Annotated in this window: 11 protein-coding genes; 7 read left to right on the forward strand and 4 right to left on the reverse strand. The window is 71.2% G+C overall.

Translation table 11 applies throughout. From position 1 onward, the window contains the following. Nucleotides 1-366 precede the first annotated feature (366 nt). The 3 genes from ACFYR0_RS22070 to ACFYR0_RS22080 all read left to right on the forward strand — a co-directional run bounded on the left by ACFYR0_RS22070 (nt 367) and on the right by ACFYR0_RS22080 (nt 7,641). Nucleotides 367-1,221, forward strand: a complete 855-nt coding sequence (locus tag ACFYR0_RS22070; RefSeq protein WP_389330523.1) for a DUF4132 domain-containing protein — start codon at nt 367-369, stop codon at nt 1,219-1,221. Next, nucleotides 1,218-6,188 (forward strand): hypothetical protein, encoded by a 4,971-nt coding sequence (locus ACFYR0_RS22075; RefSeq protein ID WP_389330526.1) that lies wholly within the window; start codon nt 1,218-1,220, stop codon nt 6,186-6,188. The genes ACFYR0_RS22070 and ACFYR0_RS22075 overlap by 4 nt, the downstream gene beginning before the upstream one ends. A 574-nt stretch (nt 6,189-6,762) precedes the next feature. Beyond that, a complete protein-coding gene (locus tag ACFYR0_RS22080) occupies nt 6,763-7,641 on the forward strand; it encodes an ABC transporter substrate-binding protein (RefSeq protein ID WP_389330529.1) in 879 nt (292 codons plus the stop codon). 178 nt (nt 7,642-7,819) lie between these two features. On the opposite strand, the gene ACFYR0_RS22085 is transcribed toward ACFYR0_RS22080, so the two are convergent. Then, nucleotides 7,820-10,600: a SpoIIE family protein phosphatase gene (locus ACFYR0_RS22085; RefSeq protein WP_389330532.1), complete on the reverse strand. Its 2,781-nt coding sequence runs from the start codon at nt 10,598-10,600 to the stop codon at nt 7,820-7,822. Between the two features lie 71 nt (nt 10,601-10,671). Beyond that, nucleotides 10,672-10,947 (reverse strand): hypothetical protein, encoded by a 276-nt coding sequence (locus tag ACFYR0_RS22090; RefSeq protein WP_389330535.1) that lies wholly within the window; start codon nt 10,945-10,947, stop codon nt 10,672-10,674. Nucleotides 10,948-11,155: 208 nt separating this feature from the next. Between ACFYR0_RS22090 and ACFYR0_RS22095 the strand changes: the two genes are divergently transcribed. Further along, complete coding sequence (locus ACFYR0_RS22095) at nt 11,156-13,054, forward strand: ABC transporter ATP-binding protein (protein ID WP_389330538.1); 1,899 nt, start codon at nt 11,156-11,158, stop codon at nt 13,052-13,054. 53 nt (nt 13,055-13,107) lie between these two features. On the opposite strand, the gene ACFYR0_RS22100 is transcribed toward ACFYR0_RS22095, so the two are convergent. After that, the gene (locus tag ACFYR0_RS22100) at nt 13,108-14,004 is read right to left on the reverse strand and encodes an RNA polymerase sigma-70 factor (RefSeq protein ID WP_389330541.1); all 897 of its coding nucleotides are present in this window, start codon (nt 14,002-14,004) and stop codon (nt 13,108-13,110) included. A gap of 83 nt (nt 14,005-14,087) precedes the next feature. Beyond that, complete coding sequence (locus ACFYR0_RS22105) at nt 14,088-15,290, reverse strand: NAD(P)/FAD-dependent oxidoreductase (protein ID WP_389330544.1); 1,203 nt, start codon at nt 15,288-15,290, stop codon at nt 14,088-14,090. Between the two features lie 1,511 nt (nt 15,291-16,801). On the opposite strand from ACFYR0_RS22105, the gene ACFYR0_RS22110 reads away from it, so the two are divergent. The 3 genes from ACFYR0_RS22110 (at nt 16,802) to ACFYR0_RS22120 (ending at nt 21,624) form a co-directional block, all read left to right on the forward strand. After that, nucleotides 16,802-19,354: a hypothetical protein gene (locus ACFYR0_RS22110; protein WP_389330546.1), complete on the forward strand. Its 2,553-nt coding sequence runs from the start codon at nt 16,802-16,804 to the stop codon at nt 19,352-19,354. A 217-nt stretch (nt 19,355-19,571) separates the two neighbouring features. After that, entirely contained in the window at nt 19,572-20,552 is a 981-nt protein-coding gene (locus tag ACFYR0_RS22115; RefSeq protein ID WP_389330549.1) for an endonuclease/exonuclease/phosphatase family protein, read from the forward strand. 61 nt (nt 20,553-20,613) lie between these two features. Next, entirely contained in the window at nt 20,614-21,624 is a 1,011-nt protein-coding gene (locus tag ACFYR0_RS22120; RefSeq protein WP_389330552.1) for a DUF2278 family protein, read from the forward strand. The last annotated feature ends 174 nt before the right edge of the window (nt 21,625-21,798 follow it).

The following is a 21,798-nucleotide window of genomic DNA, read 5'->3' on the forward strand; positions in this document are numbered from 1 at the left end:
GTACTCGACCCGGTCATCCAATCCCACCCGTGATCTCCCCACGAACGGCATCTTGCCGGACGGACCCGGGAGGCACAGCCGAATGCCGCGAACGGGGCCTCGGCCCGGTGTCTCGGCGGCGGGGGCGCAGTGATGATCGGTCGGCCGTGCCGCCGCGCAGCCGCAGTGCGCGCCCCACCAGGGCTGCCCTCCGCACCGGCCGCGATCAGCCGCTCGACGCCCTGCGCGGACCGGCCGCTCGACGTCCCCACGCGGACCGGCCTTCGACGCCCCGCGCCGACCGGCCGTACGAGGCCGTCGGCGGCGTTGTCAGTGGCCTGTCCTAGAGTTCCCGTCACTTGATCAGTGAAGTGCGGGGAGGCACGTGTGGGGTGGGTGACGGCCGGCGACTACGAGGTGGCGCTGGACGCGGGGAAGGTGATCTGCCGCAATGCGGCGGGGCGGCGGCTGAAGTCCGTACCGGCCAAGCTCGCCGACGATCCCGCCGTGGTGGGACTGCGCCAGCTCGCCGAATGGCTGGAGCGGCACGAGCGGCAGTGCCTGGCCGACGTGGAGCGGTGGATGGTGCAGTCGCTCCCGGTTCCCCTCGCCGTCATCGCACGGGTGTGGCCCGATCCGGCCTGGCAGAGCGCGCTGCGCGACCTCGTCGTCACCGGACCCGACGGCGGGGTCGCCGGATTCCTCCGTGACGCCGACCTCGACCGCGGGCTGGGGCTCATCGACCTCGACGGCGACACCGTGCGCATCGGCCCCGACCTGGTCCGTATCCCGCACCCGGTGCTCCTGGACGACCTGGAGGACCTGCGGGAGTTCGCCGTCGAACTCGGCCTGGAGCAGAGCGCCCAGCAGCTCACACGCGGGGTGTGGCACCGGCCCGGCGGTCTCGAGGCGGAGGCCCACGCCGTCGAGGAGTACGCGGGCGGGGTGTTCAAGGAGCTGCGCTTCCTGCACGCCAGGGCCACCCAGCTCGGTTACCGCGTCCGGGGCGGCGACGCCGTCTGCTCCCTGCGCGAGGACGGCCGCGCGGTCGAGGCCCGGGTCTGGATCGGCGACTACGAGAACTACCTGGAGACCGAGACCGGCCCGCTGACCTTCGCGGACGGTTCGGGACGGGCGCTGAGGCTCGGTCAGGTCGGGCCGGTGGTCTGGTCGGAGGGCATGCGCATGGCGGCCGCGCTCTACGCCGGACGCGACATCGAGGACGAGGAGAAGGCCGCGTGAGCCTGTACGACGAGACCACCGCGGCCGCGCTGCTGGACGCGGGGGCGATCCTGCCGCCGGCCACGACCGCCCGCGAGGACGCCGACGCCCTCACCGTCCGCGCGTACACCCACACCGCCCTCGGCGACCGGCGTGTCGTGCGGCTCGTGCCGGGCACTCTCGGCGAGGCGGAGGACCTCGCCCTGGAGTTCCTCGGTCTCGCCCGCGATCCGGAGGCCCCTGAGGTGGGCCAGGTGCGCCGGGAGGCCCTGGGCTTTCCCGCCTGGGCGCTGGTCAACGACCCGGCCAACGGCCATCACGCGCTGGCCCTCGTCAAGGACGTCGAACGGCTCGCCCGCCAGGCCAAGTCCCGGCCCGGCGCCGCCAAGGAGAGCTTCGAGGCCCTCGGCGCGCGGCTCGGGCGCGCCGTCCCGCACTTCCTGCCGACCTTCTACGAGCAGGCGGCGCGGATCTTCCTCCAGCACGACAACACGACGTACGCCTCGGCCTTCTTCGGCAAGGCGCGCGAGGCCGAGCGGGTGCACGCGCTCGCCGTCGACGAGGACCGGCAGCGGGCGGTGTTCCTGGAGTTCGCGTTCGCGGGGGCGCTGACGGTCAAGGCCCTCAAGGAGCATGTGAGGGACCTCGCCCGCCGGCTCGACCCGGCCGCGGCGTGGGCGCAGTACCGGCAGCTGACGGTGGAGCGCTGCGCGGCCGGCATGCCGCCGTACGCCTCGCTGCCGCAGGACGCCCGGAGCCTGATCAAGGCGGCGGGACTGTCCCGGGTCACCGAGGAGTGCTCCCTGGTCGCCGACCTGATCGCCTCTCCGGCCGCGGTGCGCGCTCCCGCCTCCTTCTGGAACACCTACCGGGCCACGCTCGCCGCCCTCACCGAGCGGCAGCCGTCCACGCGGACGCGGCTGCTGGAGATCACGCCGAGCGGTCTGGGCCGCACGGTCCAGGACGACGACTTCTGGCTCGCGCTGCTGGCGGAGACAGGCGCGGACCGCCTGCTGACCGGCGAGGACGGCGAAGCGGCCGAGTCGGTCGACGCCGTGGAGTGGCTCGGCCGCTGGGCCAGACACCGCAAGCACGGCGGCACGTTCTCCGCCTGCTCCGAGGCCACCCTCGCGCTCGTCGAGCGGATGGCGCCGCGCCTGCGCGAGGACGGCCGGGCGGTCGACCTCTTCACCGGCCGCTGGCACGCGGGTGCCGACCTCGACCTGCTGGACCTGTGCGCGGCACAGGGCATCGCCCTGTCGGTCCCCGACCCGCACACCTCCGTCCACCTGGGGCTCGACCGCTGGCTGCGCGAGAACCGGCCCGGCCGCCGCGACCTGAAGGCCGCCGCAGCCGACCCGCGGCTGCGGCGCCTGCTCTACGACGCGATCGGCGCCCTGGGCGGCAACCGGGCCTCGCCCGAGGTGCTGGCGGCGCTCGCCGCGCACCCGGTGCTGGGCGGGATTCTGCGGGAGTGGCTCACCGACGCGGCCGGACAGTTCACCCGTGCGAAGGGACTGCCCGGGGCCCGCGCGGCCCTGGACCGGCTGCGGGCCTTCCGAGCGGTCGCCTACCAGGTGAACGCCGACGCCGTCGCCCGGGTCGCCGGCCACGAGATCGCACCGCTGCTCGGCCGCACCCTGCGCGCGGGCGTCATGGACGAGCTGGGCTGGCCCGCCCTCGACGAGGCACTGCGGCTGCTCGGCGACGAGCCCCGCTCCGATGACCAGCGCAACCAGTTGTCGGTCACCGAGGCCTGGCCGGCACTGATCGTGTCGCGGGGCAACAAGGCGTTCGTCGTCGGCCCGGAGAAGGTGCTGCTCGAACACGACCTGCGCCTGCCCGTGCAACCGGACCGCTGGAGCCGCCCCCAGTTCCGCTACACCGACGGGAACCTGCTCGTCATGTGGCAGCACGACGGCAAGCAGTTCGGATACTGGTCCGCCCGCCCCTCGGACGTGTTCCCCCTCGGCGGCGAGCGGCTCGGCTACGGCCAGCACGTCGGCCTGCCCTCGATCCCGCTGCCCGGCGGCGGCCGGGCCACCGGCGGCCGCGCCCTGCACTCCGGGGACACCGTGCTGCCGCCGAGCCGCCCGGTGATCGGCGACGGCACCAGCCTGTGGCGCCAGGGCAGGCAGGGCCAGCAGCAGGTGTGGATGGAGTACGACCCGGCGACCGGTACCCACGGCCGTGCCTCGCTGCCCGCGTTCCTGGCGTCGGGCCTCAGCGAGAAGGCGTCGCTGCATCACGCGGTGTGCGAGGTCCTGCCGCTGCAACCCGGCCTCGAACAAAGCCCGTTCGGCACCGACGGCACCGTCCTCGGACGCTGGGTGCGCACCGGGAACGACGGCGACGAGACGCTGAAGACAGCCGGCGCGCCGGACGGCCGCACCGTCACCACGCGCGGCACCCACGCCATACCGCTCGGGAACCTGCGGCTGCCCGGCGGCGCCGAGCCCGTCGCCGCGCTCCTCGGCGGGCACGTCGCCCTCTTCGCGGCCGACGACACCTCCGAGGACGGCCTGCTCGGCCAGGTGACACTGGGCGACCGGGGCAGCGACTTCGCCGGCGGCACCCGCTACGTACCGCCGATCCCCTTCTGGCACGCCCTGCGCCCCCGCGACGAGCGGGCGTCGGCGGTGCTGCGCGCCCTCGGCGACGAGCGGGCCGCCGAGCTGCTGCGCGCCGCAGCCGCGGCCCTGGAGGAGTGCCGTGCGCTGCTCGCCACGGCCGACGCGGCCACCCGCGGCGCCCTCCCGAGCGCCGACGGGTTCGTCCGGCGGGCCGTGGCCACGACGCTGCCCGAAGTCACCGACGAGCGGCTGCTCATCGGCATCTCCTGTCTGGTCCGCTCGGCACTGCGGCTGACCGAGGCCGCCGCCGCTCTCGCGGCGCCTCCCGTACAGCACGCGCCGGTCAAGCGCCGCACCGAGGGCATGTTCGCCGACTACAGCCCCGAACACGGTGACGACCGGACGCTGAACCAGGCCACCTCCGGCATCGCGCATCTGCGGGGCGGATGGGGCAACCTGAACCGGTGGACCGTGCTCCGCCAGGTCCGGGCGGTCAACCACGTCCTGTCCGGGCACCCCGCGGAGGGCATGCCGCTGCCCGCCGGACAGGGACGCCCGGCGCCGCTCGGCGACGGCTGGACCAGCGACGAGCTCACCGTCCCCGCCATCGGGACGATCTGGACGTCGCTGCTGGGCGCACTGCGGCCGCTCGCCTACCGCGCGGCCTCGCCGGCCGTGCCCGACGACGAACGTGAGGCGCTGCTCCTGCTGTTCGAGGCCCTGGCCGAGGGACCGCTCGCCGGGGCCGGAGAGACAGTGCGCGTGATCGTCCTGGCCGAGCCGGCGGAGAAGCAGCAGCGCGTGGGCCAGGTGCTGCGCCGCGACGGCCGTACCGTCGTCGTCCTCGGCTGCCAGCGCATCGACAATGCCCGCGGCCAGGTGACCTGGCTCGCCCTGGACCACGACCCCACCGGGACGTTCGGCGCGATCGCGCGCTTCACCCTGGAGGAGGAGACCCGGCATTCGTCCGTGTTCCCCGCCGACGGGCTCGCCGCCGTCGCCCGGCTGGTCCGGGACAAGGGAGCCGCACCGTGGCGGCCCGAAGCGGTCGACGCGTTGGCCTCGGCGACGCGCGGCGGGCTGGGGCCGCTCCAGGCCACCGTGCTGCTCGCCGCCCGGCCGCACGACCGCGACAGCGACGCGCTCGCCCTCATGGGCCTGAAGCCACGGCAGATGGACCAGGCCAACGGCATGCTGGGCTCCCTGTCCGCCACGGACCGCACCGAGCTGCTCGGGGCCCTGCTGCCCGCCGACCCCGCCGAGCTGTGGACGACCGGGCCGGACACCGACGCGGTGGGCCGGGTGTGGGCCGAACGGCTGGGCACCGTCGTACGGCTGCCCGAGGACGTCTCGGCCGACCTCGCCGGGCTGCCCTGCACCGCCGCCGCGGCCGTGCTCAACCCGGGGCGCACTCCCTGGATCAGCCGGACGACGGTCCTGCGGCCGGACAAGGACGGCAACCTCGTCCCGGAGGACCCCAAGGCCCTCCCCGGCAGAGGCGACCTGGTGACGGCCGTCACCTCCCTGACCTCGCTCGCCTACGCCCTGCCGTACGGGCACCCGCTGCGCGCCGCCCTGCCCGAGGCACTCGCCGCGCTGCGCCGTCGCCTCGCCGACCCGGAGCTGCTGCTCGACGTGGACGTCGAGTGGACGCAGCAGGGCAGCCCGACCGCCGCCGAGATCCGCAAGGCCCACGGCCTCCCGGCCACCGGAGGCGGCGACCCGCACGGACTCACCCGCGTCGGGGAGGCGATCGTGCTGCGGCCATGGCACCGCGACAGCGAGACCACGCTGGTACGGCCGGCCGGGCTCACCGGCCCCGACGACGCGGTCCTCGCGCTGCTGGACGGGCTGGCCGGCCCGCTCCGGGGCGCCGGACTGCGCGCGCTGCGCACGATCCTGGACGACGACCTCGCCAGGGCCCTCGCGGCAGGCACCGACCCCGAGGGGCCCGCCGGGTACGCCCAGAACCCCATGGTCGCCTCGCCTGCGCTGGTCGCCGAGGTCTCCTCGGTCCACGGCCTCGGCGAGGACGCGGCGGCGCTCTACCTCCAGCTGCTGGCCCTGCCCGACCCCACGGACCGCAACTGCGCCCGCTGGACCGGCTGGAGGCCCGCCCGTCTGAAGAAGGCCCGCGCCGAACTGGCCGCGACCGCCCTCGTCGTCGAGGCCAAACGGGCGCGCGCCGGCCGCACCCTCTTCCTGCCGTGCGGCTGGCGCGACCTGAAGGGTGCCGCGCTGCCGGTCGAGACCTGGAAGGAGGGCCTCTACCCGGTCCACGACCGCCTGCGCACCGTTCCGATACTCCCGGTCCCCGAGCTGTTCGCCCGTGCCTGGGAGCGGGTGCGATCCGGCGACGCCCCCGCCTACGAGGAACTCACCACCCGGGCGGCGCGGACGGGGCGGCGCCGATGAGAACGGCTGCCGCCGGGGACGACGGGCAGCGCTCGCCCGCGTGACGGCTCACGCCCGTGCCTGGTCACACCGGTGCCGTGGTCACGGTCTTCACGGGCAGCGGCGGCCATTGTGCTGCCGCTGCCCGTGACGCCGGGAAAGACCGCCTGCCCGTTCGCCGAGCGGGCCCCGCCCTGCCAGGTCAACACCCCGCACTCCTCTGCCGCCTTGCGCCAGACGGTCGTCCTCCCACGCCCTGCCTCCCCCTTGTGCCCTGAACTCCCTGGTCAACCGCCGATTGACCAAGCAGAAGCCTGAGCGGCCCATGGACGCGGGCTGACCCGGCCCCCTCGGACGCGACCCGTGCGGTCGCCCGCGTCCGGAACAGGGTCAGCGGTAGCCGCGGAGGCGTGGGGGGAGTGTTGTCCGTCACCGGAGCGATCCCGGCACCAGAAACCCGAGCCCCGGGGCACCCCACCGGAAACCCGCCCGGGCCGATCACGCGCCCGGGCGTCCTCACCGTGGCTCCGGCAGTCGTTTGGTTCGTGGTGATTTATGGTGACTCAAGGAGTACGCCCCTACCGGAGGTGCAATGATGCGCGCCGCGGCAGCGATCGTCTCTCTGGCTGTCAGCGTGGCGCTCATCGTCGCGACATCGGCTTGTGACCAGGGCGGGTCGGAGTCGCAGAACACCGAATACGGCGACTGCACGGTCTCGGGGCGCTACGGGGAGTTCCACCTGTCGCCCGACACGGCGGGCGCCCTCACGGTCAAGACGACCCTGCCCGCTCCCGGCTGGTGGAACGGGGAAACGCCGGAGTCCGTCAGGAGCGGCTACGAGTACTGCATGGCCGCCAACATCGCCTACCGGTCCGGACTCGACCGGGTGAAGGTGGAGAACGCCCCCTTCCCGGACGTCGTGTCCGGCCGGACCAAGGACTTCGACCTTGCCCTGGCGCAGATCACGATCACCCCGGAACGGAGCAGGGTCGCCGACTTCTCCCCGCCCTACCTCTCCTCGACCCTGGGAGTGCTGATCAGGGACGGCGAGAGGATCGACGAGAACAACATCCGTGACGTCCGCATCGGAGTGGCCGAGGGCACCACGGGCGAGGAGTTCGTCGAGAACCGCCTCAAGCCGACCAAGCCCGTCACCGCCTTCGCGAACGACCCGGAGATGATCACGGCGCTGGAGGAGAGGCGGATCGACGCGGTCGTCCACGACACGACGATTCTGCTCGCGTATCCCCAGCAGGAGGAAAGCAGGGTGAGCCTGGTGGGCCAGTACAGGACCGACCAGGGCTACGGCGCCCTGTACCCGAAGGGGTCGTCCAACAGGGAGGAGCTGGACCGGATCATCAGGCAGCTGATCGACGACGGGACCCTCGCCAAACTGTCGGCCGTCTACCTGGGGGCCGCTTTCGGCCAGGACCCGGCCAAGATTCCGTACCTCGAGGTCGACGACGGCTCCTGAACGCTCCGGGCATGCGCCCTGCCCAGGCCGGGCGGGGCGCCCCCGAGGTCAGCCGGTGCGCACCCCCGGCGTGCGCCCCCAGACCAGCCGCTGCGCACCCCGGACATGCTCCCCGAGCCAGTCGGTGCGCCCCGGACCAGGCGGTGCGGCACCCCTTCGGGCAGGGCCGCGTCCCGCCTCACAGGTCCGCCATCAGGAAAGCGCCCAGGTCCCCGGCGCCTCCCGCCTCGAGCGACTGCTCGGCCCAGATGATCTTGCCCCGGTCGGTGTACCGGGTGCCCCAGCGGCGGGACATCTGCGCGACGAGGAACAGACCACGGCCTCCCTCGTCGGTGAGGGTCGCACGCCGCAGGTGCGGGGAGGTGCTGGTGCCGTCGGCGACCTCGCAGATCAGGCTGCCTCGGTCGTGCAGCAGTCGCAGACTGATGGGGCTCGCTCCGTACCGGATGGCGTTGGTCACCAGTTCGCTGAGGATCAGCTCGGTCGTGAAAGCGGCCTCGCCCACTCCCCAGGACTCCAGCCTGCGGGTGGCCTCGGCGCGGATCCGGGGGACGGCCGCGGGGTCGGCGGGCACCTCCCACTCCGCGACCTGCTCCCGGTCGAGCAGCCGGGTGCGTGCGACGAGCAGGGCCACGTCGTCGCTCGACCCGCTGGGCAGCATCGCGTCGAGCACCGCCTGGCAGGTGTCGTCCAGGGGGGCGCCCTCCGTTGCGGCCAGGGCGTCCCTCAGCATGCCGAGCCCGACGTCGATGTCACGGCCACGGGCCTCGACCAGGCCGTCGGTGTAGAGGACCAGCCGGCTGTCGGCGGTCAGCCGGAGTTCGGCCGTCTCGACCGGCAGGCCCCCGCCCACGCCGAGCGGCGGGGCGACGGGGATGTCGGGGAAGGTCACGGAGCCGTCGGGCGAGACCAGTGCCGGACCGGGATGACCCGCCCGGGCGAGAACACACCGCCCCGAGACCGGATCGTAGACCGCGTACAGGCAGGTGGCACCGGTGACGGCCTCGGTGTTGCCCTCGGCGGCCGCGTCCTGGTCGATCCGGGTGATCAGGTCGTCCAGGTGCGCGAGAAGCTCGTCCGGCGGCAGGTCCAGGGCGGCGAAGTTGTGCACGGCGGTTCTCAGCCGGCCCATCGTCGCGGCGGCGTGCAGACCGTGTCCGACGACGTCGCCGACGACCAGGGCCACCCGGGCCCCCGGCAGCGGGATGACGTCGTACCAGTCGCCGCCCACCCCCGCCTGGGCCGGCAGGTACCGATGACCGACCTCCAGCGCGGACAGCTCGGGGAGCGCGCCGGGCAGCAGGCTGCGCTGGAGGGTGACGGCGGTGGTGTGCTCGCGGGTGTAGCGGCGCGCGTTGTCGATGCACACGGCCGCCCGGGCGGCGAGTTCCTCGGCGGGGGACAGGTCGTCCGCCTCGAAGGGGTCCTGCTCCGAACGCCAGAACTCCACGACCCCCAGCAGCTGGCCCCGGGCCTGGAGCGGCACCGAGATCATGGAGTGGATACCGTATTCGATGACCTTCCGGGCCCGTTCCGGGTTCTGGACCCGCCAGCCGTCGGCCTTGGCGAGCTGCGCCACCAGGACCGGCCGGCCGGTGGCCATACCGATGGCCACGGGGTTGCCGGGGGCGTAGTGCATACGCCTGCCGACCGGGTAGAGGGGCACGTCGTCCCGGATGCCCGTGGACGCGATGCGATACATGGCCATGCTCGCCCCGGTCGGTTCACCGCCGCGCAGTACGGGCTCGACCAGTTCGATGGTGGCGAAGTCGGCGAAGCGCGGGACCGCCACCTCGGTCAGCTCCTCGGCGGTGCGCTTGATGTCGAGGGTGGTACCGATCCGCGTGCTGGCCTCGTAGAGCAGTTGCAGCCGCCCGCCCGCCATCTCCGCCCGGCCCGCCAGGGCGCGCAGCTCCGTGGTGTCCCGCAGGGTGGCCACGCTGCCCTCCCTCGGCCCCACCGGCCGCACATTGACCGCGAGCAGGGTGTCCCCGGCCAGGAAGACCTTGTCCGTGGCCGGCCGGCCCGATCCCAGCAGCCCGGCCAGGGCGGGGCTCAGCCCCAGCGCGGTGACCTGCCTGCCCTCGGCCTCCGGCGGCAGGGCGAGCAGCCGGCGGGCCTCGTCGTTGACCAGCAGCAGTTTTCCGTCGCCGTCCAGAATGATCACGCCTTCTCGGACCGCGTGGAGCACCGCGTCGTGGTGCTCGTACATACGGGTCATCTCCACCGGCCCCAGGCCCCGGGTCTGGCGCCGCAAGCGCCCGCTGACCAGGGCCGACCCGCCCGCGGCCAGCAGCAGCGCGACACCGCCGGCGGTGAAGATCACCGGCAGCTGGTGCTGCACCACGCTGGTCACCTTGTCCACCGTGACGCCCACGGTGACGAGGCCGACCACGGTGCCCTTGTCGTCGAAGACGGCCACGGTCGAGTCGACCGCCTTGCCCAGGCTGCTGTCGAACGTCGTCTGGTGGGGTTCGCCCTCGAGGGCCTGGCCGTAGGAGGTGGAGACGTGCTTTCCGATCTGGTCCGGGTCCGGGTGGGTCCACCGGAAGCCGAAGGGGCTCAGCGCCACGACGTAGTCGACCCCGGTCTTCTCGCGCACCGCCTCGGCGTGCGGCTGGAGGGCCGCCGTCGGGTCGTCGCTCGTCATCGCCTCCGCGGTGCCCGGAGCGTTCGCGAACGACTCGGCCGCCACCAGTGACCGGTCGCCGGCCTCCTGGATCGCGCGGTTGCGGTCCTGGAAGACCAGCACCACGACGGCCGTGGCGATGAGCAGCAGGACGACCACCAGTTGCAGGAGGAAGACCTGGCCGGCGACGCTGCGGGGCTTCAGCGCCGACAGCCCGCGTCGGCCGGCCGAACGGTGACGGGCCTCCGGGCCGTCCTCCGGCGACCCCGTCTTCGGCGGCACTCGGTCGTCCCGTCGGCTCGCCGGGACGTATTGTCCAAGTTTGCCCATTTCCTCAGTATCAGTGACCGACCCGGCGGGCGCGGCTCAGGACCGACCCGCACCGGCCCGTCGGGCGCGGCTCAGGACCAGCCCGCACCGGCCCGGCAGGCGCGGCTCAGGACCAGCCCGCACCGGTCCGTCGGGCGCGGCTCAGGACCAGCCCGCACCGGTCCGGCAGGCGCGGTCATGCGTCGGCGCCGCACGTACTCCGACAGCGGCATTCCGGCCAACGACGAGAACATCCGGCGCAGGTGGTACTCGATCGTGCCGAGCGCCCCTGTCAACCTCTGGATGTCGGGCTCCTCGGCGAGGTGCTCCTCGACGAGATCGACCAGCTGGTTGAGTGCCGGGATCATGAGGCCTCCTTTCGGCTCCCACCCTGACAGCGGACGCCTCGGCCGTACCCCACCGTTGCGAACCGAGCCGATCACGCGCCCCGGCGCACGCGGGGCAGACGCATGCCCGCGCCGACGGTGTCCGATTCTCGCCAGTCCGCGTTAAATGCCTGGACTGAGGATCTCCCCCGACGGGAAACTTCCGACTTCCGAACCCCGGGGGAGTGTGATGAGGGCGACAGACACGAGAGGGCCGACACCGGGCAGGAGCGCGGTCGTTCTGGCGTTACGCCGCTACGGCCGGGAGATGCTGCGACTACGACGCCTCGCCCTGCCCGCGCTGCTGCTTCCGGCCCTGGGCAACATCGGCACCCGCTACGTCGCCCCCCTGCTGATCGCCAAGCTGGCCGGGCAGGCCGCCGAGGACGGCGGGCTCACCCTCGGCTCGGCGCTGCCGTACGTGCTGGGCTTCGGCGTGACGCTGCTGCTCGCCGAGGCCGTGTGGCGGGTCGGGCAGCACTGCCTGAACCGCGTGGACGCCCTCGGCATGGAGCACCTGTACGTCAGCGGCATGGACGAACTCCTCGCCAAGGACGCCGCGTTCTTCCACGACAACTTCGCCGGCTCCCTGACCAAGCGGGTGCTGAGCTTCGGCAGGCGCTTCGAGGACTTCGTCGACACGCTGACGTACCGGATCGTGGGCAGCCTCGTGCCGCTCGCCTTCGGCGCCGTGGTGCTGTGGAGCTACGAACCGATGCTCGTCGTAGGCCTCCTGCTGATGATCGCGCTGACCGTGGTCGCCGCGACACCGCTGATCCGGCGCCGGCAGCGGCTCGTCAGCGACCGTGAGGCGGCGATCGCCCGGGTCTCCGGCCATGTCGCCGACAGCCTCACGAACATGGAGACGATCCGCGCGTTCGCGGCCGAGCGGCGGGAAGCCGAAGAGCACCGCAGCCGCGTCGCGGACTCCCGGCGCCTGACTCTGAGATCGTGGGACTACGGCAATCTGCGCGTCGACACCCTGATCGCCCCCATGTCCGTGCTGACCAACGTGCTGGGCCTGCTGGTCGCCATCGTCCTCGGCGGCCAGGGTCAGGGGGTGGAGGAGGTCGTCGTCGCGTTCACCTACTACTCCAACGCCACCCAGATCATGTTCGAGTTCAACCAGATCTACCGGCGCCTGGAAAGCTCGATGACCGAGGCCGCTCAGTTCACCGAGCTGCTGCTGGATCCGCCCACCGTGCTCGACCCGACGGAACCCGAACCGCTCGCACCGCGGGACACCGGCGTCCGCTTCGAGGCGGTGGCCTTCGCCCACGCGGGTGCGAAGCAGCTCTTCGAGGGACTCGACCTGGACGTGCCCGCGGGCGCGCGGATCGGGCTGGTCGGCAGGTCCGGCGGCGGCAAGACCACACTCACCCGCCTTCTGCTGCGCATGTCGGACATCGACGGCGGGCGCATCCTGATCGGAGGCCAGGACATCAGCCGGCTGCGCCAGACCGACCTGCGTTCGCTGATCGCCTACGTCCCCCAGGAACCCGCGATGTTCCACCGCAGCCTGCGGGACAACATCGCCTTCGCCCGGCCCGGCGCCACCGACGACGAGATCCACGCCGCGGCCGCCGCCGCGCACGTCACCGAGTTCGCCGACCAACTCCCCGACGGATTCGCCACCTTGGTGGGGGAGCGGGGAGTCAAGCTGTCGGGCGGCCAGCGCCAGCGCGTCGCCCTCGCCAGGGCCATCCTGCGCGACGCCCCGATCCTGCTGCTCGACGAGGCGACCAGCGCGCTGGACTCCGAGAGCGAACTCCTCGTCCAGGACGCCCTGTGGCGGCTGATGGACGGACGCACGGCCCTCGTCGTCGCCCACCGGCTGAGCACCGTCGCCGGCATGGACCGCCTCGTCGTCCTCGACCACGGAAGCGTCGTCGAGCAGGGCACCCACGAAGAGCTGCTCACGGCGAACGGTGCGTACGCCAGGCTCTGGCAGCACCAGTCGGGCGGTTTCCTCGGCGAGAACTCGGAGCCGGACCCCGACGCCGGCGGGCTGCCCGCACCGCCCGACCCGGCGCCGGACACGGACCGCAGGACACCGCCGCACGCGCGAACGGGCACGGCGGCCACCTGACCGGGCCGGGCACGGACGTCCTCGCCCGCCGTCCGTGTCCGCCTCGAGCGGTGTCAGTCCAGGGTGAGCGGTTCGGCGGCGGTGACGTGGGTGAGCTTGGCCGGGTTACGGACGACGTAGATGCGGGTGACGAGGCCGTCCTCGGTACGGATCGCCATGACGCAGTCGATCTCGCCGTCGACGCGCAGAAGGAGTGCCGGCTCACCGTTGACGGTGGTGACCTCGCTGGTGAGCGTGCCGTGCACCGACTCGAGGCTGGCGAGGAGGAGGCGGACCACCTTCGCCGGGCCCGTGATCGGACGCAGAGCGGCACTCCTGACGCCGCCGCCGTCACTGATCAGGACGACGTCGGGGGCGAGCACGTCGAGTACACCCTGAAGGTCGCCGGTCTCCATGGCACGCCGGAACGAGGCCAGCGCCGCCCGGGCCCTGCCCGGGGAGACCACCTCGCGAGGCCGGCGGGCGTCGACGTGCTTGCGGGAGCGGTGGGCGATCTGACGGACCGCGGCAGGGGTCTTGCCGATCGCCTCCGCGATCTCGTCGTAGCCGACGTCGAAGACCTCGCGCAGGACGAACACGGCCCGCTCGGTGGGCGAGAGGGTCTCCAGGACGAGTATCACGGCCATGGACAGGCTCTCGGCGAGTTCGGCGTTCTCGGCCACGTCGGGCGAGGTGAGCAGCGGCTCGGGCAGCCAGGGACCGACGTAGACCTCCCTGCGGCGCCGCAGGGCCCGCAGCCTGTCGAGCGCCCGCCGGGTCGTGACGCGGACGAGGAACGCGCGCTGGTCCCGGACCTGTGCCTGATCGACCTCGGCCCACCGCAGCCAGGTCTCCTGGAGGACGTCCTCGGCGTCGGCCGCCGAGCCGAGGATCTCGTAGGCGACGGTGAAGAGCAGGCTGCGGTGGGCGACGAAGGCCTCGGTCGCGGGGTCCTCGGCGTGGTCTCGCATTCTCGAATCCTTTCACGGTGGCCCGTTCGGGGACGCCGGGCATCGGGGGAGCGGGCGGCGCCCTGTCCGTCCGCTCCCGAGGGCTACGCCGTGTGGGCGGGCCGACTCGCGTGCGCGGCCCGGACGCGCTCCTGCCGCGCGCCGTCCTTGGCCTTCTGCATGCGTACGCCGGGCTTGTGCGCCTCGTCGGCGAGCTGTTTGACGGTGAGGGAGACGATGAACTCCTTCAGACGCGCGCCGGCGCGGCCGCCGATGTAGAACCGGGTCGGGGTGTCGTCCTTACGCGAGATCTGGAAGATGCCGGAGCCGCGGCCGAGGCTGACGCACAGTCCGGCGAAGGTGATGCTGACGGCTTCGGGTCGCCCGCCCTCGATGCGGCGGAGCACGGCGTCGGCGGCGTGCGGGCCGAGCTTGACGGCGGCCTGGCATCCCATCCGGTAGGCGAGCCCCGAAGGCGAGGCCGCGTCCCCGGCGGCGACGATACGGTCGTCGTCGACGCTGGTCAGCGTCTCGTCGGTGAGGAGTCGGCCCGCCTCGTCGGTGCTGAGGCCGCTGCGTGCGGCCAGATCGGGAACGCCGAAGCCGACGGTCCAGACGGTCAGTTCACCGCGCACCTCGCGGCCGTCGGCGAGGCGTACGGCGTCGGCCGTCACGGACGCGGCCCTGGTGCCGGGACCTTCGAGGACGGTCACTCCGAGGGCCGCCAGCCGCCTGGCGACGAAACGGCGGCCGCTCGGAGGGAGGTAGGGGCCGAGCTCCCCACCGCAGACGAGGGTGACGGTACGGCCCGCCTCGGCGAGCTCGGCCGCGGTCTCGATGCCGGTGGCCCCGCCGCCGACCACCGTCACCCCCGCCGTGGCGGGCGCGGCGGCCACGGCCTGGCGCAGCCGTTCGGCCTCCTCCAGCACCGCGATCGGGTAGGCGAACCGGTCGGCGCCGGGCACCTGGGGCGCGCCGCTGCGACTGCCGACCGCGTAGACCAGGTAGTCGTAAGCGAGGATGTCGCCGTCGGCGAGCGAGACGGTGCGCGCCTCCCGGTCGATCGAGACCGCGGTGTCGACGACGAGCCTGACGCGGTCGCTCAGGACGTCCTCGTAGTCGACGACGGCGTCGCCGGACCCCGCCACCAGCTGGTGCAGGCGCAGGCGCTCGACGAAGGTCGGGCGCGGGTTGACGAGGGTCACGGCCACGTCGTCGCGGCCGGTCAGGCGGTTGGCCGCGAGGACTCCGGCGTATCCGCCGCCGATCACGACGACCTCCGTCTTGCCACCGGTGTGCTTCGTCATGGTCTCTGCTCCCATCGTTCCGGGTTCGCACATAAGGCGTCTGGCGAAGGGAAGTTGTGACACGGTGTGGCTCGGATCACATCCGGTCACCCTTCTGGAGGCGCGCGGGACCGGGACTTCTCGGGCCGATGATGTGCGCCAACGGGACGGTACGCGGACCGCGTCGAAGCCCTGGCGCGTCCCGGACCAGCGAGGACAGCCCCACGGCGGCGGTGTCAGTGCGCTGAAGTACCCTTCCCGCCGCCGCAAACCGACCTTGAGGACCACGAGACCTGACTGGCCTGCCCGCTTTCGCGCTGCCCTTTCACGCATCGCGTTTCATGGTCCGCCTCCTCGACCATGACGCTCGAGGAGGCCGAGAAGTACCGCGAACAGCTTGTGCAGGAGCGCGAGTTCTTCGTCGACGAGCACAACGAGCAGCTCTACGAACGAGAGTTCTCCCTCTGCGAGCACTGAGCCGCTCCGCGCCTGATGGTGATCGAGCACGTGCGAGTGGGTGCTCGCGAGAGCACCGGAGCCGTGGAACCGTCGGCTCGACCTGTGCGTCGAAGGGCCATGGCTGAGAAAACCGGGCGAATCGTTGTTGTCGCTGCGCTGGCTGCTGCGGTACTCACGGGCTGTGCGACGGACAGTGGTGAAGACCGGGAGACTGTCCGGTCGGCACAGTCCGGTCGTACGTTTCCCTTCGACCTCTATACACACTGCGGAATCGACGAATTCCGTATCGGCTCGACATATTTCGAAGCGGAAGTCCCCCTCTCCGACGGTTCGGGAAACCCGCCTGAGGGGTGGGGCAACCCCATCCAGCGTGGTGAGATGACCTTGACGTCCGCCACGGAAGCCGTCTTCACCGACGACGCCGGACACGAGGTCCACTTCCGCGCCCGGTCAGGTGCGAGCGGCTACAAGCAGCTCTGTCAGTAGTACTCCGGATCTGTCAGTAGTACTCCGGAGCGCATGAAGGGTTGTTTGTCTTTCCGTGGTTCCCTTCTCGCGTAATGAGCTTCCTATGGTTCCGGAATGGCTCTCGCAATGCGATGCGAGGGAAACCGGTCGGTGAATTCGCTTTGAGTGGTGCACGCCATGCGTCAGGGCTCTGGATAGGGGCGAACCTGGTGGATCAAGGACGTTCGCACCCGGGGTTTCGGGCGCGTGCCCTCGATGTGGGGCCTGCGGCGGCCAGGGCCGGCGTACCGATGACGCCACGATGACGGTGCGCTCCTATGCTCACCTGTGTGACATTCGTGTGGAAGGAGGGACGGGGCAAACACCCTGTTCTCGAATGCCACAACCCGGCAGACGCATCGTAGAAGGCTGCACACCGAAGGCCAGACAGATCCGAGGGAGCCATGTCCTCTCGTATCGAGCGCCATGCCCCGACTGACGCCTCGTCGCTGCGGACGCCGCATGTGATGCGTTCAGCGGCCGTGACGCTGTACGTCTTCGCCGTTCTGTTCGCCGTGATCCGTTCCGTCGGTGGCAAGAATTCGGCGTGGGAGGCAACAGGATGGATGGAAATCGTTGAATGGCCCGCCGAGCTTTTCATGCAGTTCGTCGAAGGAATCGCCCGACTGGTGAAGGCCGGCGGCGACGGAGCCTCGTCCACCGCCAGGCTCGGCTGTCTGTTGTTGCTCATCGTGCTGTTCGTCGCGCTGCGACGCTGGATGCTGATGTATTACGCGTACAAGCCCGGCGCTGTGGACGTGAAGATGCTCGTCGCGTCCGTGCCGGATGTCGAACCGAATCTGGAAGGTCTTACGGCGCAGTTCCGCAAGCAGCTGTCCGAGACGAATCTCTACCCGCCGACGGCGCTGCCCGCGGAGGCGCCGGCGGACAACTTCCTCGACCTCCTGGGAGACGTCGACCTCGAACCCAGGAAGGTGTGGACGAGTCTGCTGAGGCTCTTCAGCCGTCTGCGCCCGAAGATCGCCTACACCGTTCGCGGAGTCCTCCGCGTGCGGGAGCAGGAGCCCCGTTTCGGTATCACCGTCACTGTCACCTCCTATGCCATCCGAGGCAGCCGGACGGAAGCGATCTGGGGTATCACGTGGGACGAGGCGGTTCAGGACGCCGGGTACTGGGTGATGGCGTCCCTCGTGCCCGTCACCCGGGCCAGCCGACGGCCACCGTGGCAGCAGTGGCGCGGCCGGGATCTGCCGCCGGAGCTGTTCGCCGCGTATCAGCAGGCCAGGGAGCTGAGCTCGGACCGAAAGTTCGACGACGCGCTGGACCGCTACTACGAGGCGCTGCGGATCGACCCGACGAACCTCTATCTGCGCACACAGATCGCCGGGATCCAGGAGCAGCTCTGGCTGCATCTCGACGCTCTGGAGACCTACTACGGGGCCCTGCTGCTGGACGGGCAGAGCAGCGCGCAGCGCAACGCCCGTATGGGCATGGGCTCCTGGGATCCGCGCCGGATCTTCCAGCGGCGATACCGGTGGTGGCGCAGCGGTCTGCTGGAGGCGCGATTCCGGTACGCCGTCGTCCTGGGGGTGGCGGAACGGACCGCCGATCAGTGGTGCCGATCGGAAGCGGGCAAGTACCCACGACGGGAGCACGCCCGGATGGAGATCCGGAAGGCCCTTGTCCCCGCCCTCGCCGCCCGCCACTGGCGCATCCTCATGGGGCTGACGCCTCCGGGTGAGACCCGTCCCTTCTGCTGGGCGCGGGAGAGGGACGCCAAGTTGTGGCTCGAGAAGCAACTCGGGGAGGGGGGACGCCGAGAGGAGATCGTCAGGGTGATCTTCCTGCTCGCTTGCAGGGAGGAGATGCGGCAGCTCGCCGACGACTACCCCCGTCTGCTCCGGCATCTCTTCCAGCTCCGGCACCCCTTCTCGCGCGCCCACGGGACACTCAGCCGCACTTCGCTGCGACTCGACCGGGACGTGTGGGCGCCACTGAGACTGGCGCGGGTGGAGGCCCAGGGCGGTTGCGAGTTCAAGGGTTTGGAGAACCCGCTGCGATGGGACTCGTTGTCGGCCGAGACGCTCCGGCGAAGGGTGAAGAGGGCAAGGGGCTGGCTGCGTGTGCCGCGACAATGGCTGGCGCCCGAGTGGCACCTCTGGCAGGACAGTTACAACGCCGCGTGCGCCTACGCGGTGGGGATGAACCGCTTCGCGGACCAGGGTGCCGAGCACGGAGCTCCCGACCAGGGCGTCGAGCACGGGGCCCTGGCGGACCTGGCCGTGGAGGAGCTGGAGAACGCGACGCACTCCGATTCGAGCGGACTTCATCATCCCCTCATGCGATCGTGGCTGCTGGCCGAGGACCCGGACCTCGAGGAGCTGCGCCAGACGGACCACTTCATCCGATTCGAGCGTGAGACCTACCCGCACGCCTCGCCGGACCGACACCGGCCGAGGAGACCGGTGTGGCCGGAGATGACCGCGTACGACCAGCACCTGCTGAGCGGCTGCGCCGAAGTGATGGAGCACACCTGGCGGCTCAGAGGAAAACAGCTCCCGGTCGAATCCCACCAGCTGGCACAGTGGTTCTCCAGCGACGCCGAACTGTGGCGGTGCGTCCAGCGCATCGCCGAGAACGAGGGCCGTCACTGGCGTGATCGTGAGAAACTCCTGCAGAAGGTCAGGGAGTTCGCCGACATCACGCTGCTGGTCAAGTGCGGACTTCCGGCGAGACTGCCGGAGATGGACGACCTCCTGGACAATGCCACATGGCTGAGCTTCGACGATGCGAGAAGTCATGTCGAGGAGGCCGAGCGGGAGATCAAGAACCGCCTCGATTCCATGAAGTCCGTCGTGTCGGAGAGGTTGAACGGTTCGGAGAACCCCCATTCCCCCATCGTCCTGAGCGTCCATTGGCTGACGTCCGTCCGGCGGCAGGGCGCATCGTCGGATTTCGTCACCCAGGCCGCCGTCAGGCTGCTGTGCAGGGACTACGAGATCGCCTGGCGCGCTCTGCGTGATCAGGTCGATCCCGACGAGGACGACACGGCCCTGCTCACGGCCATGCACCGCTTCCATGATCCCAACGACCGGTGGTGGCGTGCGCTCGCCGTCATCAGAACGGGCGGTGCCCACAACTTCCGGCGTGCCAGCTGATCAGGTCCCGGCAGCCCCCTGGACCGACGCGCAGGACCTGATCGCCGGCCGGCCGGCGCCTGCATTCTCTGCCTGCACCGGACAATCGAGTTGGGACCCTCATGCCTCGTTTCTCATTCAACAGGCAAGCCGGGACCGGTTTTCGCCGACCGGCCGTTCGAGTTACGCTTGACATGTTCGAGGTGCAGGGGACAGATGGTCGATCGCGGAGGTCACCATGGATGTCACCGTCGGAACATTCAACCTCAACAACCTCTTTTCCCGGTTCAACTTCCGGGCGGAGATATCGGCTGTCCACGCACTTGACGGCGAGGGACGACTGACCTCCAGCTACGTCTTCGACGACCCCGAGAGCGTCCGGATCCGTACGTACAAAGGCAAGCTGGTCAAGGGAATAGATCCCGAGGAGCAGAAGGTGCTGGCCCGGCGGATCGGCGAGATGGACCTCGACGTACTGGCCCTGCAGGAAGTCGAGGACATCGACACGCTGAGGTTCTTCGTCGCTCGGTACCTCGGCGGCGCCTACCCATATCTCTCGCTGATCGAGGGCAACGACCCCCGCTTGATCGATGTCGCCGTCGTGTCCAAGTTCCCGGTCGGCGCGGTGACGTCATGGCAGCACGCCGTCCACCCGGACGTGCCCGGTGAACGTGTCTTCAGCCGGGACCTGCTGGAAGTGGAGATCCGGGATCCCCGTGACCCCGACAAGCTCCTGCTGACCGTGTTCAACAACCATCTCAAGAGCCAGTTCGTCGACCGGGACACCGACCCCGAGGAGGGCAAGCGCCTCGCCGACGAGCGTCGCGCCCGCCAGGTCGACGCCGTCGTCCGGATCGTCGGCGAACGCACCCGCCCCGACGGGCGCTACATCGTGCTCGGCGACATGAACGACAGCCCTGACGCGCCGACGCTCGCCAAACTCGCCGAGCCGACAGCACAGTCGAGCCTGACCGAGGCGCTCGCCCACCCGCAGGAGACCCGGGAACCCAAGCCCGACACTCCTCCACCGCCTGCCTCGGGGTCGTGGACCCATCGGTTCAAGGAAGCCGGACAGTCCGCCAAATATGAGCTGTTCGACCAGATCTGGCTCAGCAGGAGCCTCGCGGCGCGGCACAAGAGCTCTCACATCGACCGGCGAACCAGGCACGGCGGTGACGGATCGGATCACGATCCCGCCTGGGTCGTCCTCGACCTCTGACCCCGTTCCCCTTCCACATACCGGATCCGTTCCGGCTCGACCAGCGGCGGAGGGAAGACCCATGCCACTGAAGAACTACGGAGTGCTGGCGTGCAGCGTCGTCGACCGGCGCCGTGAAGGCGCTCCCGACGACACCCCGCACTACCAGCTGCACCTCACCGACAGCGCGGGCACGCACTACCGCGGCGCGGTCAACGTCCTGTCCCAGCAGGCTCCCTCCGAGCTGCTGTTCCTGGCCATCGACGACTTCCGGCATCCCGTGACCGCGCAGCTTCCCCCGGCGGGGAGCGGCTGGACGGAGCTCCCGTCCAAGCCCGGCACGGCGAGTCTCGACTTCATCCGCGGCAACCTCTTCGCCCCGGAATCGATGCGCAAGCTGCCTCCCGACGTTGTCGGCCCCGACAACGACCTGTCCGACAGACTGGATCACTACATCGGACGGGCCATGGGCGACTCCACGGCCGCCGTGTACCTCCTCGGAGAGCGATGGGGGCCGGAACACAACAAGCGCGACAAGGTGTTCGGCTTCGAGCCCGGCAACGGTGTCCACGACATCCACATGAACCAGGGCAGCGTGGGGCGATTCCGTTCGAGCAACGGAGTCTGGCAGGACGGCGCACTGATCATCCACTTCCCCGCCGAGTCACGCTGGGCGGCCGTGTTCCTCGCCTTCCAGTCCCAGGCCTGGCACACCGACGACCGGACCGGCGACCCGATCGAGACGGCACCCGCGCGGCCCGTCCGGCGCGAGGCGGAAGTGCGCATCCTGGCAGCCATGGTCAACCCCAAGGGCCCCTCGCCCGAGCGGGAGTCGGTGACGCTCCTCAACGCCTCACCCGAACCCGTCGACCTCAGAGGCTGGCAACTGGCCGACAGTGCGGACCACATGCTCCCACTGCCCCCCGAACTCGTCGCCGCGGGCTCGACCCTGGTCGTCCAGGGCGGCAACGGCTTCGCCCTCGGCAACCACGGCGGGGCGATCACCCTGCTCGACCCCGAGGGGCTCAAGGTCGACGGAGTGTCGTACACGGCCGCCGAGGCGAGTCGCGAGGGCTGGACCGTGTCCTTCTGAGCGGATCCCTCCCGACCCACCACCCCACACAGACCGCCGACGCCGGGAGGCCGGGCCCCCGTGGCCGACGGGACGAGGCACGGTCTCGCCCCGCCGGAACCAGGAAGGGGGCCCGGCCGCCGCGTACAACGCGGCCGTCCGGCGGAATCCCCCTACAAGCGGGGGGCGTCACCC

This window comes from Streptomyces sp. NPDC005017 (assembly GCF_042873115.1).
Classification (GTDB): Bacteria; Actinomycetota; Actinomycetes; order Streptomycetales; family Streptomycetaceae; genus Streptomyces.

What these genes read in the sequence shown, in the direction of transcription:
- ACFYR0_RS22080 (WP_389330529.1), top strand. Translation starts at nt 6,763, where the DNA reads ATGCGCGCCGCGGCAGCGATCGTCTCTCTGGCTGTCAGCGTGGCGCTC.
- ACFYR0_RS22085 (WP_389330532.1), bottom strand. Translation starts at nt 10,600, where the DNA reads ATGGGCAAACTTGGACAATACGTCCCGGCGAGCCGACGGGACGACCGA.
- ACFYR0_RS22090 (WP_389330535.1), bottom strand. Translation starts at nt 10,947, where the DNA reads ATGATCCCGGCACTCAACCAGCTGGTCGATCTCGTCGAGGAGCACCTC.
- ACFYR0_RS22095 (WP_389330538.1), top strand. Translation starts at nt 11,156, where the DNA reads ATGAGGGCGACAGACACGAGAGGGCCGACACCGGGCAGGAGCGCGGTC.
- ACFYR0_RS22100 (WP_389330541.1), bottom strand. Translation starts at nt 14,004, where the DNA reads ATGCGAGACCACGCCGAGGACCCCGCGACCGAGGCCTTCGTCGCCCAC.
- ACFYR0_RS22105 (WP_389330544.1), bottom strand. Translation starts at nt 15,290, where the DNA reads ATGACGAAGCACACCGGTGGCAAGACGGAGGTCGTCGTGATCGGCGGC.
- ACFYR0_RS22110 (WP_389330546.1), top strand. Translation starts at nt 16,802, where the DNA reads ATGGAAATCGTTGAATGGCCCGCCGAGCTTTTCATGCAGTTCGTCGAA.
- ACFYR0_RS22115 (WP_389330549.1), top strand. Translation starts at nt 19,572, where the DNA reads ATGGATGTCACCGTCGGAACATTCAACCTCAACAACCTCTTTTCCCGG.
- ACFYR0_RS22120 (WP_389330552.1), top strand. Translation starts at nt 20,614, where the DNA reads ATGCCACTGAAGAACTACGGAGTGCTGGCGTGCAGCGTCGTCGACCGG.